Source organism: Catalinimonas alkaloidigena (assembly GCF_029504655.1).
GTDB classification, from domain to species: Bacteria; Bacteroidota; Bacteroidia; order Cytophagales; family Cyclobacteriaceae; genus Catalinimonas; species Catalinimonas alkaloidigena.
Window position 1 is genome coordinate 7,174,388 of record NZ_JAQFIL010000001.1, and the last position, 17,019, is coordinate 7,191,406.

The window sequence follows — 17,019 nt, forward strand, 5'->3', positions numbered from 1 at the left end:
TCTGATTAATGTAGCTCACATATTTCCTTATTCAGTACACTTTTGCTCAAGCGTGTTTAGCTATTAGCTCTTCACGCTTTTTGCTTTTATAGCTTCGCCTCCAGCCCCTCTACACAAATAATTTCTGGTTTCCCATAAAAATAAATATGACTGCATGGTCACATTTATTATGCATTTTCCTTATCTTTATGACCATGCAGTCACATTATGCTGTTTATGCCTAGAGAAACCTTTCATAAACTCAAAGAAGAAAAGAAAAAAAAGCTGATAGATGGCTTTCTGAGGGAATTTAGCATCAAAACCTACGATGAAGCATCGCTTAGCTCAGCAGTCAAATCACTGGGCATAGCCAAGGGAAGTATCTATCAGTACTTTGACAACAAGCTGGACCTCTTTCTTTTTCTGGTGGGGGAATGTAGCGCGGTGAAGCAAACATACATTGGTCACCTGAAAAGAGAAGATTTTCCTGATTTCTGGACGTATTTCAAAGCTTTGTATGAAGAAGGAGTGAAATTTGACCTGGAAAATCCGCTGCAAAGCCATTTTCTGCACAGCCTGGCAAAAAATATCAACTCCCCTTCTATCCAGGAGATCAATGATAAATTTCAGGAGCAGACCATTGCAGCTTTTGCCGAGATGATCCGCTATGAAGTGACACATGGACATTTCAGAGATGATCTTCCACTGAGCACCATGGCATTCTTTCTCTATAAAACCAGCCTGAGTATCAATGATCATATGCAGCTATTCTATGATGTAAATCCGGAAGTAAGTATCCAAAAAAAGATGGCTGTGTATGCGGATCAGAAAGACCAGCTGCTTATGAAAACTGTAGACGAATATGTTCATCTGCTTCGTCAGGCATTTGACCCCCAGTCCAATGATTAAAGTCAACAACCTTTCATTTACTTATCCCGGCAGTACTAAAGCAGTATTGAAAGAGCTGAATTTTGAGATCAGTCAGGGAGAGATATTCGGTTTCCTGGGACCATCGGGAGCCGGAAAAAGTACCACACAAAAGATCCTCTACAAGATACTGCATGGTTTTGAAGGAGAAGTACTGATAGAGGACAAGCCCGTAAACCAATGGGGCAAAGAGTATCAGGAACGCATAGGTGTGGGCTTTGAGTTGCCCAACCATTACCTCAAGCTCAGCGGAAAGGAAAACCTGGAGCTGTTTGCCACTTTCTACAAGAAGGAAAAACTACTGCCTATTCCTGATTTATTTACGATGGTAGATCTGGCGGACAGCATGGACAAAAAAGTGGAAGCTTACTCTAAAGGGATGAAGGTGCGCCTCAACTTTATCCGGGCTATCATGCATAGTCCGGATATTCTTTTTTTTGACGAACCTACGGCCGGCCTGGACCCCGTTAATGCGTATAAAATCAAAGCGCACATCCTGAAAATGAGAGAGGAAGGGAAGACCATTTTTATCACCACCCACAACATGAGTACTGCCGATGAACTCTGCGACCGGGTAGCTTTTATCGTAGACGGACAATTACGGGTAACCGAAAAACCTTCCGTACTGAAGCATCAGCATGGCAAAAATGTAGTAAAGGTAGAGCGAAAGGATGCGCGGACAGCAGAGTTTCCTATGGAGCAGCTAGGGGCGAATGAATCCTTTTTAAGCTTTATCAGGCAGGATGAATTACTAAGAATCAATACCCTGGAGGCTACCCTGGAGGAAGTGTTTATTCAGGTTACCGGAAAAGCACTAAAGGCATGAAAGCATTGATACAACAGATGAAATGGCAGTTCATGATCATGAGCCGCAACAATATCATCTCCATCAGCATAGTGGTCACTGTGATTTACGCACTCATGTTCTTTGCCCTGAAAGGATTAGAGAATATGGATAAAGTACTTACCCTGCTGATCCTGAATGATCCGGCCATCATCGGTATGTTTTTTATCGGGCTGTCGGTAATTATGGAGAGGAATCAGCAGGTCCTTTCTGCTTTGTTTGTGACCCCCATCAATCATCATATCTACCTGCTCTCACGTATACTTGCTTTGTCCATTGTAGGCTGGCTGTGTGCGTTGGGCATGGCCCTGGCAGCCGTAGGTACTTCTTTTCATTTCTTACACTTTTCTGTCGGGACTTTCGGGATTTGTATACTTGCCTGCCTGGCGGGTTTGTATCTGGTCTGCTACACTTCAGAATTTATGCACTTTACGCTACGGTCCATCCCCCTGCTGATGATCTTTGTCAACCTGCCCCTGCTTAATTATTTTGGGGTAACCGACATCTGGTTTTTCCGGCTCATGCCTTCTTATGGCAGCCTGAACCTTATTGCCAATGCTCATCAAGGCCCACTCGCATGGCCTGAGCTAATCTTTAGCTATGGGGTCCTCGTAGGATGGTCAGCCTTGCTGTATTGGGGAGTGTACCGCCTCTTTATGTCCAAAATTGTAAATGCCTGAGTTATGCATCAGTTGATTAAGGTTTCCCTCAGTGATTTTAAGCTGATCTTCAGAGATGCTTCGCTACGGGTTTTTCTGTTTTTGCCCGGCCTGATTTACCTCTTGATCAATCTGTTTCTACCCTGGCTGGTCAGTCGTTTTGAAGGTGTAAGCGAATATGTGCCCTATGTGCTAATCGTAGCCACGATTGAAAACACCCAGATGTTTGGCTTCATTTACAGCATGGTGCTGATTGACGAAAAAGAGACAGAAGTGGCTAAGGTCTATGGGGTTTTGCCAGTGTCTAAAATAGGTTTTATCCTTTTCCGCCTGATCATCCCTTGTCTGCTGACGGTCCTGCTCACCTGGATACTGCTGATCATACAGCCCTTCTATGTGCTTTCTTTATGGGCAGCTTTCTTGTTTTCCATCCTGGCGGGGCTGATCGTTCCGGTCTATGCGCTGGGCATATCCATATTGTCCAAAAACAAAATGGAAGGCATGGTGTGGATCAAGATATTCAACATTGCTGTAGTGCTTCCGGTAGTAGCCTTTTTTGTACCGGAGACTTTTAGCTTTCTCTTTGGTATATTTCCTACCCACTGGGCTTTTCAGGGCTTGAACCAATTGATTGGCGGGGAGGCTTATGCCTGGTGCATGCTGGCAGGCTTTGTATACTTTTTGGTCCTGCTGCTATTTGCCGCCCGCAAGTTTAGCAAAGTACATTTTGCTTAAGGTTTGTTGCTTACTTACTTCTAAGTATTATTTTTTGATAATAGACTGTAACACAGCTCCCCTGCCATCAATGTCTTTGGGGACACTTAGCCCCAGTAGTTGGGCTACCAGCGGGTACACATGTATATTTCTGAAGGCCGGCAGTCGTTTCCCTGCCTTGATCTGGGGGCCATGGGCATAAAAAATACCACCCATTTCATCCACCACATCCGGATCATAGCCATGTACTCCTGCATAAGCAGGCTGGGCATACCTTTTTCTTATCTCCTCCTGGGACAGATTTTTAAAGTAGAAGCCGGGCTTTGCCGTCAGTAACAAATCTCCGGCGGCAGTATGCTCATAATGCCAGTCTTCCGGAAACTGCTGGCGGGTGTAAATATCATAAGCGCCTTTATCAGCTTTCAGTATTTGATATATGTTTTCTGCCTGCGCCTGGTCTTTGGTATAGATGTGCAATTGTGAGCCTCCATTCGCCGCTTTAATATCCGCATCCGCTAACTTTTCTGTAATCGCCTGGCTAGAAATAATTGTCTGTACCGATTCTTCCATGGTATACATGCCATGATCAGAAACCACAATTACATTGACCGGCAGAGAAATATGTTGAAGCTTTTCCATAATACTGCCCAGGAGTGCATCTGCTTCTTGCAAAGCTTCCGCGATTTCTTCTGACTCCCCTCCATATTGATGTCCCTGTGTATCAATAAATGAAAAATACAGGCTGATCAGGCGGGGCCTTTCTGCTTCGGGCAGACGGAGCCATTCCATGACCTGATCTACCCGCTCCTTGTTTGGTACATCCTCATCATAACGGTAGTAATAATCCGGATACATGCCCTGTATAGGGGCTTCAGAGCCTACCCAAAAGTAAGACGCTGCTTTCAAACCCTGAGACTGTGCCAGTTGCCAAAGAGGAGTGCCTCCATAAAAGTTTGGGTTTTCAACTGCTTCTCGATTGCTGACCGCATATCCTTTCTCTAAATCGGGGCAGTAAAAAGTATTGTCTACCAGCCCATGACGCCCCGGATACATGCCTGTAACCAATGTATAATGATTAGGAAATGTTTTGCTGGGAAAGGACGGGAGCAGGCGCTCAGCGGAAGCTCCGGTTTCAATAAACTCTTCAAAATGAGGCATGTCATGGTCCTGCACATAATCATACCTGAAGCCATCAAAAGAGATCATCAGCACATAGGGCTGGACATCCTGGATCAATGCTTTATTGCAGCCCGCCAGTAGTAGCATGGCAGGAGATAGCAGGAGCAGTAAAGAACGTGTCATGCAGTCATCAGTTTCAATAAAAATTAACTTATAAGAATGAGTAGCGGAACAGGCTTGTACAGCCTGTTTTTTGGGCTGAGGTATTAAAAAAAGACTTATAAAGGTTGTATTCGCCACGCAAAGCTAATATAGTGCAACTACATTTACTACAAATTATACTGAAAGCTCAAGGCATGATGGAAGAGGCACATTGCGTATTATAATAATTGATAACTTCAAAAGGAAGCTTAAAAAAACCTGATTCCAACTTACGCTGTAGTTCCGGGCAGTCTGAAAAATAAGCGCGCAGCACTTTCTTCTTCAAGCCAAAAATACCCTGCGTGGCACGAACCATCATCTTTTCATCGGCACGTTTGAAGAGAGGGAAGCTGGAAACATAATCGTCAGTTCCATCAATCCATTCATATTCATATAGGCACAACGGACCTTCTTTCAGTACCCTCAAAAATGTTTCTTCACCTCCATAAGGCACAACCTGGTAATAACTGTTCAGTATGCTAAAGGCTTGTGCTTCTTCCAAGCGGTATTTTCGGTATGTTTCGTTGCCTGCTTTATATGCACTAAGGCTAGATAATGCGTACTTCTTCCGTTTACCCTCTGTATCCCAATATCTGATTTTGTTTAAAAACTTTAGTCCGCCAAAAGTTTGCTTGAGTCTCTGTACCTGTCCATAGAGCGTGTCTCCATTGGCAAGCACCACGTATCCTTCCTGAGCCAGTTCCTGGCAATATGCAGAAGATATCAAAATTAAACTTAGCAGGAGTGTAAACAGATATGGCATAAGAACAATGAAGTATTTGAGAAAGCACACATATTTTTAAAGAACTTCAAATTTCATGCTGATCAGGATTAATGTAGAAAAAGCCAAAGGTATTTTCTGGCTGGGAAGAGGCAGGGGGTTAGCTAGGCGCAGGGCAGCATGACATTTACCTGATTGGGGACTTCGCTATTTGTTCTTCCTGCAGCTTGATGAATAACTTAGGTAATCCTTAGCATTACGAAAGATGCCCTTAATTTTGAGTTTTTTGTGGTATATCATCATTCATCATAGATACCATGTGTTTGGAAATATCAGGCTCATCGTAAATTTGCTTTACCAATTTCGTGTACAATTTGGTAAACGACTGCTTATCAATCAGGTCTCCAAAGATTTCATCCAATCTCAAAAAACTCAACACATCCTGGCTTGTGCCTCGGGCTGCTTCATGAAGCTGCTCTTGCATTGCATCCATAATCTCCAGCGGCTCATTGTTTCGGTTGACCTGCCGGTCGCTGTAGTAACACCACGCAGCAAGTACCAGGGTAGCATAGCGGATGCTTCCTCCATTTTGTATATTCTCCTGAAGGGTAGGAATGAGAAACTTCGGGAGTTTGGCCGAGCTTTCTGAGCAAATACGTGCTACACTGTCTTTAATATTAGGGTTGGAGAAGCGCTCCTCCAATGTATTTTTATACTTTTTTAAGTCAATACCTGCCACAGGATCCAGCACCGGTGTAGCTTCCTCATCCATAAATTTTCGCATGAAAGAGGCAAAAACAGTGTCGTCCATACAAGCATTGATGGTAGGGTGACCATAAATCGCCCCGGGAAGCCCCAGTACTGAATGTCCTGCATTTAGCAACCTCAGCTTCATTTTTTCATAAGGAGTGACGTCAGGTACAAAATGAACCCCTACCATTTCAAAAGCGGGTCGCCCGTTGGAAAAAGTGTCCTCTATGACCCACTGGATAAAGGGTTCGCAGGTGACCGGCCATTCATCTTTCACCCCATATGAATCGCTTAAATAGTCAATATCCTGTTGTGTAGTGACCGGGGTAATTCGGTCTACCATGGAATTGGGAAAACAGACATTCTCTTTAATCCAGCCGGCCAGCTCCGGATCCTGTTTTTCGACAAACGCCAGCAAAACATACTTCGCCACATCTCCGTTGTGCTCGACATTGTCGCAGGACATGAGGGTAAAAGCAGGGAGCTGATCCTCCTGACGTTTTTTCAAAGCTGCAGCAAGAAATCCGAATACGGTTTTGGGATTTTCGGGATGCTTCAGATCGTGTTGAACGTCTGCATTATTGAAATCAAATTTGCCCGAAGCCTTGGTGTTATATCCTCCTTCAGTTATTGTTAAAGAAACAATTTTTGTGTCAACGTGCGCCATTTTCTGTATGGCCTGCCGGGGTTGATCCACAGCCAGAATAAACTCGTTAATAGACCCGATAACCCGGCTCTCAGTGTCTCCCTTCGGGGATTTACTTATGAGGGTGTACAGACAGTCCTGCCGCTCAAAAACCTCAGCTATCTTTCGGTCAGCCTCGCGTAAACCAATGCCACAAATGCCCCATTCCCGGGCATGAAATTTCTCCAGCAGTTCATCGGTATAGAAGGCTTCATGCGAGCGGTGAAACCCTCCCACTCCAATGTGGACAATCCCGCAACGCACTTGCTCTCGATTATAGCTAGGACATTGGATCTGTTCTGAAATATACTTAAGATTTTTTTGATTCAGTTGAATGGTTTTCATGCGCTTATAATTTAACTACACCTTCAATGATTTTCCACGCTTCATCGCCCAGTAAGCGGTTGCGAAATACACGACAGTGCAAATGAATCCAAAGAAATAGAAAGTCTCTCTTTTTACTTCATAGGAACGCATATCCGAGCTTCCAAACAGTACGTTTCCGGCCAAGATGAGCGTAAGCAGTAGTGCAACAATAGCTACCGCATTCAGGATTTTGGACAAAACCGACTTATCTTTTATCGGGTGACTTTCCTGACGTGCTTTGTATTGCTGAAATTGTTCAATTTTCTCATTTTTTTCAATCTCTTTTGCTTCCGCCTCCGGGTATTTTTCTTTTGCACCATACTGTCCGGCTAAGAAAGTATATAGGAGAACAGTAAATAACCAGGTTGGGATGAACAGGTAATAAAAGGACATGATGCCTAACACATTCAATCCAAAGCCCAGTGCCAGTCCGGCCCCCCAAGATATGATAGCGGGAGCGCTACCTGCTAGCTGGTTATAGGAACGCCAGTATCGGGTATAGCCGATTCTTGGAAATATCTGATGTTCAGCAAAGACAATGGCACCAACGGGTACTACCAGGAGGCCGGCATAGGTGAGCAGAGGTAGTATTTGGGAGAAAACGAAAGGGAAGCATCCGATGATGACCATTGCTATACCAACAAACAAGGTAGTCTTCCTTCGGGACAAGCTAGTAAATATAGATTGTGCGGCCAGGCCAGCACGATATAAATTGGTGATAGCAGTGGTCCAGCCTGCTACAATGACAATCACAAAACCAGACCATCCCAGGGCATAATAAGCCACATCTCCCGGATCAAGTTCAACTATTGTTTTGCCTACTATTACTGCTGCTCCGGCACCCATGATTCCAGCGGAGATCCAGGCAATGTAGTGTCCAAACATCATTCCGGTACTGGTAGCTAATCCGTAGATCTTTTTCTTGGCAAAACGAAGCAGGGCCATGTCTATGAGGCCAAAATGGGTAATAGTATTGGCTGCCCAGGCAAAGCCCATCACCTCCACTAAGCCGATGCCCGCTTCTCCTTCACTATTGATGCCGGTCCAAATGGATTGATCCCCCATACTGATAAACTCCGACCATGAAGTGGGCAGGGGTTTTCCCAACACGTCCAATGCTAAGGCAGGCAATAATACACATGCCCCACTGAGAAACATGGTGAATAGCCAGGGAGCACAAATTCCTGAGAATTCTGTCACCGCATTAAAACCGTAAATGGCTACCGCAACCACTACCATACCAACAATAATCACCACCAATATGAACCATACATTTGTGGGGTACCAGTTCAACTGAGCAGGAATACCAAATAAAAACCGAACGGCCGTTGCCGAAACAGTGACCATAGCGGCTGAAATCACCGTAAAAATAATCACATTTACCCAGTCATACAGTTTAGACATGGAGTCGCCAGCGATCTTGTTGAGGTATGCATAAAGACTGAGGCGGGTATCCACCGCAATGGGAGAAGTAATCAGGGTCCAACTCAGGACGGCAAGGATATTACCGATGAGCAACCCCAAAAGAATATCCGCGGTTTTGGCTCCCAAAGCCACAAAAGTAGCTCCAATGACAAACTCAGTGGCCGCTACGTGCTCTGCCGCATATAGTCCTGCAAAATGTGTCCAATTGTGTAGTTTATGTTTGGGTACCGGCAGCTGCTCTTCGTGTATTTTTTCAAGTTCAGAGATATCAGTAGTATCGATCATAGGCTAGTTTTTTTTAATCATTGCTCCCGGATGCACTACAAATATTAGGTATCAGACATGGGCTGCAGCGAAGCGATGGGGGCGGCCTGTACAATATTGTTTTAGGTTTAATTCATTTTTAATCTCTAATGAAAAATGATGATATCAGAATAGGAGCTTCTCCAGTTTCAAGCTGCTGCAATTTACGAAAGCTGTTCATTCTATTGCTGAATTGTACATGTCAGGGCATCTTTTTTTAAGTTATCCATGTTTTTCAATTCCAAAAACCTTTTGGAAGTTAGCATGCAATGAACTGTAAGCCTTAATCTTAGGAGTCTGGATTTACATGAAATTCATTTTCAGGACTATTTAATGTGCACACCAACATCCGAATAAGCATTACTCCCTCCTATTAATTTAACTTTTACACGCTCAAGCTAAGGGGCTTTCTATACTTTTAACCTGTAATATATAAAAATGGAGGGATTTATGTCTTTTCCCTTCTTAGACTTTGGCATCACACATATGAAGAGTAGTCCATCAGGGCAAAACGGATTACAAGCTTGTCCAGCATGCTCTTGCATGTATTGTGATCAAATCAAAAAAGTCATCCTAAGTGGCGGAAATGATGCTTAAGTAAGTTGAGGTACAAGGGACATCTTTCAAAGATGTAAGGGGACTACTAAGGAAAGCAGGCCTGACTCAAAAAAATGAACATAGTATCCCTAAGGAAGTATGTCCATATCTCAGGGATGAAAAGTGACTTTAAAGCAAGATATGCTCGCTGGTCAACATTGACACGTATTTCTTATATGCAAACCCAGTCTTTTTGTACGATTATAGACTGAAAATGAAGTAAGTATTGAGCGGTACAAGCTGTCATTTGGCAGCAAGGCACAGGGGGCGACCAGGAAGATAAGCTGAATTCCTGTAGGGTAAAGGTCCCTGAGTGATGACTAAACTGCTAGTTTTTGTTGGCTGATGGCAAAATCGGGATAATAATTAAAAGCTGCTTCTTTGTTAATACTCTTCATCCACCAGGATCACAATCTTTCCGATAGCTTTGCCGGATTCCAGGATACGGTGTGCTTCTTTGAGATTTTCTACTGTGAGGCCGTTCATGGTTTTGTTGAGTGTGGTTTTCAGAATTTCCTGATCCATCAGGTCCGCTACAGAATTGAGGATATGATGCTGCTCTACCATATCTTCTGTCTGGAACATGGGGCGGGTAAACATCAACTCCCAGGAGAAGGAGATACTTTTGGATCGAATCGCCCGCATATCCAGTTCTTCCTTATTTTCTACGATGGAACAGATGCGTCCCTGCGGCTTGATCAGCTCGGCCATAGCATGCCAGTGTCCGTCGGTGTCAGCGAAGTTAAGGATGTAATCTACGTTTTGAATGCCGCTAGCCCGTACAGACTCCACAAGCTTATGATGATCGGCGACCTCATCGGCTCCAAACCGAAGGCACCAATCTCTGGTTTCATCACGTGATGCGGTAGCAATTACTTTGAGTTGGGTCATCTGCTTCAGCATCTGTATGGCGATAGAACCCACTCCACCAGCCCCACCAATGATCAGAATAGTCTGGTCTTTGCCCTTTTGTCGCTGGATATGCAGGCGATCGAAGATGGCTTCCCAGGCGGTAAGTGAAGTCAAAGGCAAAGCTGCTGCTTCGGCATAGCTTAGTGCGCTGGGCTTTTTTCCGACTATGCGTTCATCCACACATTGGTACTCCGCATTGCTACCCGAGCGGGTGATCACTCCTGCATAATACACTTCTTCTCCGACTTCAAACAGGCTTACCTTATCGCCTACGGCTTCTACCACACCTACGGCATCCCAACCCAGTATCTTGGGTGGGTCTAAGGTCTTATCTACAGCGCTGTTTTTTCGCACTTTATAATCTACCGGATTTACAGCAATGGCTTTGACTTTTACCAGCAGATCATGGCCTTCAGGGTTGGGTTTGGGGGCTTCAAACGCAATAAAGTTTTCTGCTTCTTCAATGGGTAAGGAGGTTTTGATGCCAATGGCTTTCATATTGCTGAATTAAAAATTTTTTTAACAATCCAATCAAATTAGTAAGAGAGAAGATTCTTGGATTGTTTGCTGTTTTTAGCAATTTTCTACGATGATCCAACTTCAAAAGTTATTTTGAATACTACCTTACGAAGGTTTGGCTAAAATGTGTCCACTTAGTTTTCCAGATAGTCTTTCACTTCAGCAAAGCTAAACTCCAGACGCCTGCGGTCGGATAGCTTCGCCTGTACCCACTCACTGGCCCTGACGATAGTACCTTTGTTTCTAAAAGTATGATGCTGTTGTCTCAATAACTGGTAATAGCGAATCATCTCTTGGATCTGCGTGTCATTGAGTATAGCTGTAAATTTGCTGGTATCCAGTGGTAAGATTACCGGATCGCCATTGAAAACAAAATACAGTGAATCAGCCTGTAGGCCATTTTCGGATTGAGCTAAAATATGTTTGTTAATGAAATGCTCAGGAGAAATGTTCAGGCTTTGCATCACATCTGCGGGCTCGTCATTATACACCCACGTAAGATGATGACTTGCTGCAAGAGTGGTATCTTTTGTAGAAGAAACCTGCGCTCCTAATAAGGCCCGGGATCGGATGAAGTTCGTGAAAGTATCTTTCTGATAGTGAAAAGGATGCAGCTGACCCAGCAGGTATTGAAGTTTGGTGATGCTATCGTTTCGGGATAAGCTCAACTGCAAACTATCTCCCAGCCAGGTTGTATCCAGCACGGTATAAGCAGTGTCTACATCTTCTCTCCACGTTATACTATCATCCGGCACAAAGACGGTGTCCCTGATACTTTCTATCCATTTGCTTTTCTCCATCAGGTAGCTCAGCGTGGCATTGTACTCCATCATAAAACTAAGGCTATCCTCGTACCATAAGCTCAGGGAGAGGGTATCTTTTTTGTGCTGAAGATTATTCCAGCGGACCTGCTCCAGTGTTTTGCGTTCCTGCGGGTCAAGTGTTTGGTCAAGGGCCATGCGATAGCCAGCAGCAGAATAGTAACCGAAGGGAGTATCCATATCTTCAAAGGGCAGGTTTCTTAGCCTGCCGATGGTAGATTTCAGCAGGTTTTGCTTCACCTGTATCTTTTGCAGATTATTGGTGCGGTTGAAACGCGTATCTCGTAAAGAATCGATCAGGCGGATCTCTTCCGTGATCAATGAATCCAGCAGCATAGCTTCGTAATAGTTGACAAATTCATCCTGAGCTATTTCATCCGCTATCTGCACCAGCTTGTCATGATGGAAATGCACCTGCTTCACTTCCTTACCGGTCAGCAGGGAGAAAAAGCTTTTCAGGGTTTCCTCTCCCTGCTTTTGCGCATTGCTCAGAATATCCGCCCGATGGGCATAAAGCGTAAGCTTGTGGATACAGTGCTCTTTTACCTTTTTTGCATCTTTGAAGCTAATCCTGCCATTGTAATCAATAATCTCAAAACCAGGAATACCTTTTTCAGGGATAAACCAGGGATTGATATCCGCATTCAGAATCTTGGGTTCAAAGCCAAAGAAGTGCAGCTCCGAAGATTCTTCATGAAAGTAGAAAGACTGTTCGTCTAAATTAGCAAAATCAAAGCCCGCTTTCACCCAGCCCCGGCCCACCATGGCCAGTTTTTTCTTTTGCTCTACTTTAGGCAGTTCGGAGGTGAAATCCTCGTTGTAGAAGGCAATGAAATCCTGTGCATTCTCAAATCCTTCGCTCAGATATACCTGTAAGCCTGCCGAATTAGCTTTTGAAGTTTGTGCCACATTAGTGTACAGCATAAAAAGTACTTGTTCTTCATGCCGTTCTTTCACATCCCAGCTTTCACTTTCGTCATTACCCATTTGCTCACGCCAGAGGTATTCTATCACTTCTCCGTATAGGTTGGTTTGCCGGAAATCAGGATTGTGGTGCTCTAGTTTATCCAGAATATTTTTCCGGTCTACATCCTGCTTAAAAATTCTGCCCCAGTTGAGAAAGTTGAGGTGAGGATATAAGTCTTTGTTCTCTTTATACTCCCGTATCCTTTCTTCTCTTGGAATCTGTTGAAACTGATAAAGATTATATAAAGCCAGCTTAAGATCGGCATACATGAGATTGGCCCGCTGATCTATTGAATCCCGCTTTATCAGACTGAGCCGGGACTCATCAATAGAGGCAATCACTTCACCATAATACTCAGCAGTAACAAGCTGGCCAATCTCCCTGATCTCAGTCACCATATTGGTGGTAGTGCCCAGTTTCAACCCTCCGCCGAATATCCCGAAAGGATTCCACAGGAATACCAACAGCACCAATGCTATGATCAGGACAGCATCCAGTATAAACCTCCAGTTTTTGAGTATCAGGCTAATCATCATCTTCTGAACTTTCCTCTGCCGATAGCAGATTTACCTGGTCAATCACGAGTTTATTACTTTTGAACGTGATATAAATTTCCTCATAGTCCAAAGCTTTGAGCAACTGCCTGAGTAAAGTGCGGGTATGCTCCTGCGTGGTCTCTACGATGCCCATGTATTCCAGATTGCTGCGGATGTCCAGCTCAGCCTGCCGAAAAAATTCTTCCTGATCTTCTATACTGATGGTATTCAGAAAGGCACGGGTATCAGAAATCAGCGAATCTTCCACGAAGCTGGAAGGGGGATAAGAGAAGTTAATTACCTCCACCGGGGGCAGTTGCAGGCTAATACGTTTACCTTCTATTACTATATCTTCCTGCTCAATCTTACTTAGGTCTATGCCCGATTTAATTTTGGCCTGTGAATAAGCCAGGAAGCGGGCTTCACTCAGCTTGATAAACCAGGAAAGCTTACGGGTTTTGGTGCCATGCACAATTTTGTCTACCGTAAATTCCGTAGTAGCCAGGTCACTGGCATTCTGAATTTTACCGACTACCAATCCCCGTTTATCCTGTTGGCATGCTGACAGGCAGAGGAACCCAACAAAAAGCCAGGAGATCATATGGTAACTTGTTGTCCGCATCAGGCATGGAATTTATAGTGGATCTCCCTGACGATATTGAACAGGCAACGGGCGATTCTTCTTTGCCCCTGCGTGCTCAACAAAAACTCCGCTTCCAGCCGGTTATCGTAAAACAGATTTTCCACCAAAAAGGCCGGACACCTGGTTTTCCGAAGTACGTAGAAAGTCTCAGACTGTTCTTCTTTTTCTTTGTCCTCGTCGCCGTCGCTCATATCCTGTCTGAATTTGAATTCGGGAAAATCATGCTTATACCATTTGGCAGCGATACTGGCTAAGGCATCACTTTTGGTCTCCCCTACGCTGGTCCATACTTCAAAGCCCCGGGCATGATTGCCCTCCCCTTCCAATGCTTTGGTAGACGAGTTGCTATGGATGGAAAGAAAATAACAGTTAGGGTTCTTTGCGAACAAGGTATTGGCCTGGTCAACTCTCTCCTTCAAGCTTACATCTTCTACTGTGTCTACGGTCAGGTCGTGACAAGCGATGCCCGCCTCTCTCAGCATTTCTATCAGAATTTTACCAATCTTACGGTTGATCTCTCCTTCGTAGATCTGGGTGCCATCCGAAAACTTATAGCGTTTCCCAACCGAAGCAGGGGTGGTATATTTTCCGTTTTTAAGCCCGCCGTGCCCGGCATCTATGATGGGAATAAAGCCTCCTCTATGTAGAGGGGTGGTCGTTGTCCCATACTGGATTACGTACTTTTCGTAAGCAGCCTTTAGCCGTACATCATATTTGTTCTCTTTGTAGCCCCTGCCATTGTAGCCATAAGCGAAAGTAGCCCAGTCATAATTACCCTGATTGTCCTCAGAGATGTAGTCAATCAGGCGTTTGCCCCGGGCGGTTTTGGTTTTGATGAATTCCAGAAAGTCCAGAAAATGATAGTATTCTGAAACCTCCTGCTTTTTCTCAAAGTCAAACACATCTTTATAAAAGTATGGGTTACCTTCCGCTACTTTATCGGGCTGAACTCTCCCTCGGATATAATGCTCCAGGTTCTCACCCAGTATCTGAAAAAGCCCCCAGGAAGCAGAGTAAATGGCTGCTCGCTGGATATTTTTATCATCTTTACCATTGATTTCTTTGGCCTCTTTTAAACGATCATATTCACCTGTGCCACCTTTATAATGTTTGGTGGTCCATTTTTCGTAAATGATATCAGGATGCTCTGCCTCCAGTAGCTTAGGATTTATCTCTGCTTTCTCCAGCCATTGCCAGAATTTATGCCCTTCAAACAATATCTTAGGCTTACCGTCAGGCAGGTGTCCTCTGCCGGAAGATTCTACAGCGATGATAGCCTTTACTACCGGCATGGAGAGTTTGACCTGTTCATCTTTCTCCAGGTGCAGCAGAGCTTTTTCTATTTCCTCATCACTGAGCACCCTGCTGAAAAGATTGTCCCTGATCTGCACAAACATCCCCCTGGGTTTGTCTTCATCCTTTACTGGTGCTTTTACCGACAAAGCCTCCCGCATTTTGCCTAGGAACGGACGCTTCTCCTCATCCTCGCTATGAGAAAATGAACGCTCTTCCTCTACAAAATCCATGTCATCCTCATCCAGCTGATTGGTAAAAGGCCGTGGCTGTTGCTGTTCATCGGAGGGGCCTCCCTGAGCAGCCGGCGAAGCAGGGCGACTCCATCTTTTTTGCAGGTATTTCAATGATTTATCGCCAAAGTAAAAGGCAATCATCATCAGGAAGGCGGTTTCAAAAAACTCAAACTGCTGCCGTACCAAAGCCAGTTCGTTAGCCGTATATTCACTGCCAAAGCTTACTATGAGTAGCGAAAGGCCGCCAAAGAGCAAGGTAAAGGCGATCATCCCCCGCACTGTGCCGGGCGGCAGGCCAAAGGTCTGGCTACGGTAAGGATTTTTGTCAGGACCTTCCATTTCCCCAGGGTTCACCGGATAACCCATCTTTGCCATCTCTCGGGCTTCAAAAATCTTATCCCAGTCTTTGTCCGTAAGGCCGTAATTAATATTGTAATTGTAAACCGCCCACATAAAGTACCTCAGAAATACAGCAATCCAGATGATGGACACCACCAGCCCTACTGCCTGAAAGAGGTTACCATGTTCTATGTAAATAAACAACCCCCCGAATATGCCGATCACTGTGAGCAGGAGGGTAAGGACATTCGTACCGGCAAAGAAGAATTTATGATAAGGATTGCCGCTCTCAGTCTTTCCTTTTACTTCAGTACTGAAGTATTTGAACACTGCACTGTAGATCAGGCTGATGCCAACCACCACCACTATGCCTACCGGCAATAATACGTTTGAAGCTTCAGCCCCACTGCCCCAAAAGATAAAGAGGACTATTGCCAGCACGATGAGAGCAATGAAGATGATATGCGTCCACATAAGGGTTCTGGAGGAGGCTTTCATGTTGTTTGGAGTTTACTGCGCTCAAACCAGTCCTCATCCATTATGCTGATCCGCACCTCTTCACCCGACTTAAGTAGCGCGCCGATGGTTTTATAAAATCTTTCGTAAGCTTTTCTTGAATAAGTTATCATTTTTGAAGTGCTGGCTGCATCAATGCCGTCGGCAATCAGCAGGCAGCCTTCCGTATCTTTATGGGTATTGCCCACATGCAAATAGACATTCTGAAAATCCGGTATGTTTTTGATTTCCAGGTGATAATCAAACCAGGGGCGGCTCTTTTGGTACTGCCTGGTCAGCGGCGTGAGGTTTTTGTTAAAATCCAGAGGGTACACCCCTTCCGGGACTCTGGTCTTTCCCGCAATTTTTTCTTTCCGAAAGGTATCCTCCAAAGTATAGGCAAAGAATTTCTTGCGCAGGAACAGCAAGCCCAGTGTAGACTCTCCGTCATCTATGTAGCGCAAGACCGTCAGGGTATTGGCAGATAGAGAGGCATAAGCACTTTCTCCGGCATTCAGTTGTTGTTCAAGCTGGGCAATTTTTTGTTGTAGCTGATCTATTTTGGGATGTGTTTCGCCGGATGGCTTAGTGCTATCTACAACAGGGGGAGGAATATTTATATTCTTCTTTTCTTTATCCTGACCAACGGTTTCACGCTTGAATAACTCTTTTACAGATTGAAAGCCTTTCTGGACCAGCGCTATGATGTAGCCGATAAAACCTATGATCCATAACCAAACCTCTTCCAGCAACTCAGGATTAGTGAGAAATAGTAAAATAGCGACCGTGAGAAGCGCTATAAATAATAATGCCGCGAGGCGTGTCAAGGTGGATAGTTTAGGTCGATAGTCTATCCAAAGTTATAAAAAATAGTGGGATTTGAAAGTTTTCACTAGGTATTATTTCCCATTCATAAATGCTTAGGCAGCCGACTAATAAGTCAGTTTGTCGCAATGAAATTGTCGTAA

General features: G+C 44.5%; 13 protein-coding genes. 4 read left to right on the top strand and 9 right to left on the bottom strand.

Annotation, left to right across the window (positions count from 1 at the left end; genetic code table 11):
• Nucleotides 1-216: 216 nt before the first annotated feature.
• Genes OKW21_RS29125 through OKW21_RS29140 form a run of 4 tightly spaced genes read left to right on the top strand, consistent with a single transcriptional unit; the run spans nt 217 to nt 3,144 of the window.
• Nucleotides 217-888, top strand: coding sequence for a TetR/AcrR family transcriptional regulator (locus OKW21_RS29125; RefSeq protein WP_277486667.1), 672 nt, complete (start codon nt 217-219; stop codon nt 886-888).
• Nucleotides 881-1,732 (top strand): ABC transporter ATP-binding protein, encoded by an 852-nt coding sequence (locus tag OKW21_RS29130; protein ID WP_277486668.1) that lies wholly within the window; start codon nt 881-883, stop codon nt 1,730-1,732. Before OKW21_RS29125 ends, OKW21_RS29130 begins: the two co-directional genes overlap by 8 nt.
• Nucleotides 1,729-2,430: a fluoroquinolone export ABC transporter permease subunit gene (locus OKW21_RS29135; protein WP_277486671.1), complete on the top strand. Its 702-nt coding sequence runs from the start codon at nt 1,729-1,731 to the stop codon at nt 2,428-2,430. The genes OKW21_RS29130 and OKW21_RS29135 overlap by 4 nt, the downstream gene beginning before the upstream one ends.
• Before the next feature lie 3 nt (nt 2,431-2,433).
• Nucleotides 2,434-3,144: an ABC transporter permease gene (locus OKW21_RS29140; protein WP_277486672.1), complete on the top strand. Its 711-nt coding sequence runs from the start codon at nt 2,434-2,436 to the stop codon at nt 3,142-3,144.
• Nucleotides 3,145-3,171: 27 nt separating this feature from the next.
• On the opposite strand, the gene OKW21_RS29145 is transcribed toward OKW21_RS29140, so the two are convergent.
• The 9 genes from OKW21_RS29145 to OKW21_RS29185 all read right to left on the bottom strand — a co-directional run bounded on the left by OKW21_RS29145 (nt 3,172) and on the right by OKW21_RS29185 (nt 16,878).
• On the bottom strand, nt 3,172-4,425 hold the full coding sequence (locus OKW21_RS29145; RefSeq protein ID WP_277486674.1) for an alkaline phosphatase family protein: 1,254 nt from the start codon (nt 4,423-4,425) through the stop codon (nt 3,172-3,174).
• 166 nt (nt 4,426-4,591) lie between these two features.
• A complete protein-coding gene (locus tag OKW21_RS29150) occupies nt 4,592-5,170 on the bottom strand; it encodes a hypothetical protein (RefSeq protein ID WP_277486676.1) in 579 nt (192 codons plus the stop codon).
• 265 nt (nt 5,171-5,435) lie between these two features.
• Nucleotides 5,436-6,944, bottom strand: coding sequence for a mannitol dehydrogenase family protein (locus OKW21_RS29155; RefSeq protein ID WP_277486679.1), 1,509 nt, complete (start codon nt 6,942-6,944; stop codon nt 5,436-5,438).
• 15 nt (nt 6,945-6,959) lie between these two features.
• Nucleotides 6,960-8,675 carry a purine-cytosine permease family protein gene (locus tag OKW21_RS29160; RefSeq protein WP_277486681.1) on the bottom strand — a complete coding sequence of 572 codons (1,716 nt, stop codon included), beginning with the start codon at nt 8,673-8,675 and terminating at the stop codon, nt 6,960-6,962.
• A 999-nt stretch (nt 8,676-9,674) separates the two neighbouring features.
• Nucleotides 9,675-10,700 (bottom strand): zinc-binding alcohol dehydrogenase family protein, encoded by a 1,026-nt coding sequence (locus OKW21_RS29165; protein ID WP_277486684.1) that lies wholly within the window; start codon nt 10,698-10,700, stop codon nt 9,675-9,677.
• A gap of 155 nt (nt 10,701-10,855) precedes the next feature.
• Nucleotides 10,856-13,045, bottom strand: coding sequence for a hypothetical protein (locus tag OKW21_RS29170; RefSeq protein ID WP_277486686.1), 2,190 nt, complete (start codon nt 13,043-13,045; stop codon nt 10,856-10,858).
• Nucleotides 13,035-13,667, bottom strand: a complete 633-nt coding sequence (locus tag OKW21_RS29175) for a DUF4230 domain-containing protein (protein ID WP_277486688.1) — start codon at nt 13,665-13,667, stop codon at nt 13,035-13,037. The genes OKW21_RS29170 and OKW21_RS29175 overlap by 11 nt, the downstream gene beginning before the upstream one ends.
• On the bottom strand, nt 13,667-16,054 hold the full coding sequence (locus OKW21_RS29180) for an N-acetylmuramidase domain-containing protein (RefSeq protein WP_277486690.1): 2,388 nt from the start codon (nt 16,052-16,054) through the stop codon (nt 13,667-13,669). Before OKW21_RS29180 ends, OKW21_RS29175 begins: the two co-directional genes overlap by 1 nt.
• Nucleotides 16,051-16,878, bottom strand: coding sequence for a DUF5675 family protein (locus OKW21_RS29185; RefSeq protein ID WP_277486693.1), 828 nt, complete (start codon nt 16,876-16,878; stop codon nt 16,051-16,053). Before OKW21_RS29185 ends, OKW21_RS29180 begins: the two co-directional genes overlap by 4 nt.
• Between the last annotated feature and the right edge of the window lie 141 nt (nt 16,879-17,019).

Coding starts and splice junctions, on each gene's coding strand:
- OKW21_RS29125 (WP_277486667.1), top strand. CDS start 217: ATGCCTAGAGAAACCTTTCATAAACTCAAAGAAGAAAAGAAAAAAAAG.
- OKW21_RS29130 (WP_277486668.1), top strand. CDS start 881: ATGATTAAAGTCAACAACCTTTCATTTACTTATCCCGGCAGTACTAAA.
- OKW21_RS29135 (WP_277486671.1), top strand. CDS start 1,729: ATGAAAGCATTGATACAACAGATGAAATGGCAGTTCATGATCATGAGC.
- OKW21_RS29140 (WP_277486672.1), top strand. CDS start 2,434: ATGCATCAGTTGATTAAGGTTTCCCTCAGTGATTTTAAGCTGATCTTC.
- OKW21_RS29145 (WP_277486674.1), bottom strand. CDS start 4,425: ATGACACGTTCTTTACTGCTCCTGCTATCTCCTGCCATGCTACTACTG.
- OKW21_RS29155 (WP_277486679.1), bottom strand. CDS start 6,944: ATGAAAACCATTCAACTGAATCAAAAAAATCTTAAGTATATTTCAGAA.
- OKW21_RS29160 (WP_277486681.1), bottom strand. CDS start 8,675: ATGATCGATACTACTGATATCTCTGAACTTGAAAAAATACACGAAGAG.
- OKW21_RS29165 (WP_277486684.1), bottom strand. CDS start 10,700: ATGAAAGCCATTGGCATCAAAACCTCCTTACCCATTGAAGAAGCAGAA.
- OKW21_RS29170 (WP_277486686.1), bottom strand. CDS start 13,045: ATGATGATTAGCCTGATACTCAAAAACTGGAGGTTTATACTGGATGCT.
- OKW21_RS29175 (WP_277486688.1), bottom strand. CDS start 13,667: ATGCGGACAACAAGTTACCATATGATCTCCTGGCTTTTTGTTGGGTTC.
- OKW21_RS29180 (WP_277486690.1), bottom strand. CDS start 16,054: ATGAAAGCCTCCTCCAGAACCCTTATGTGGACGCATATCATCTTCATT.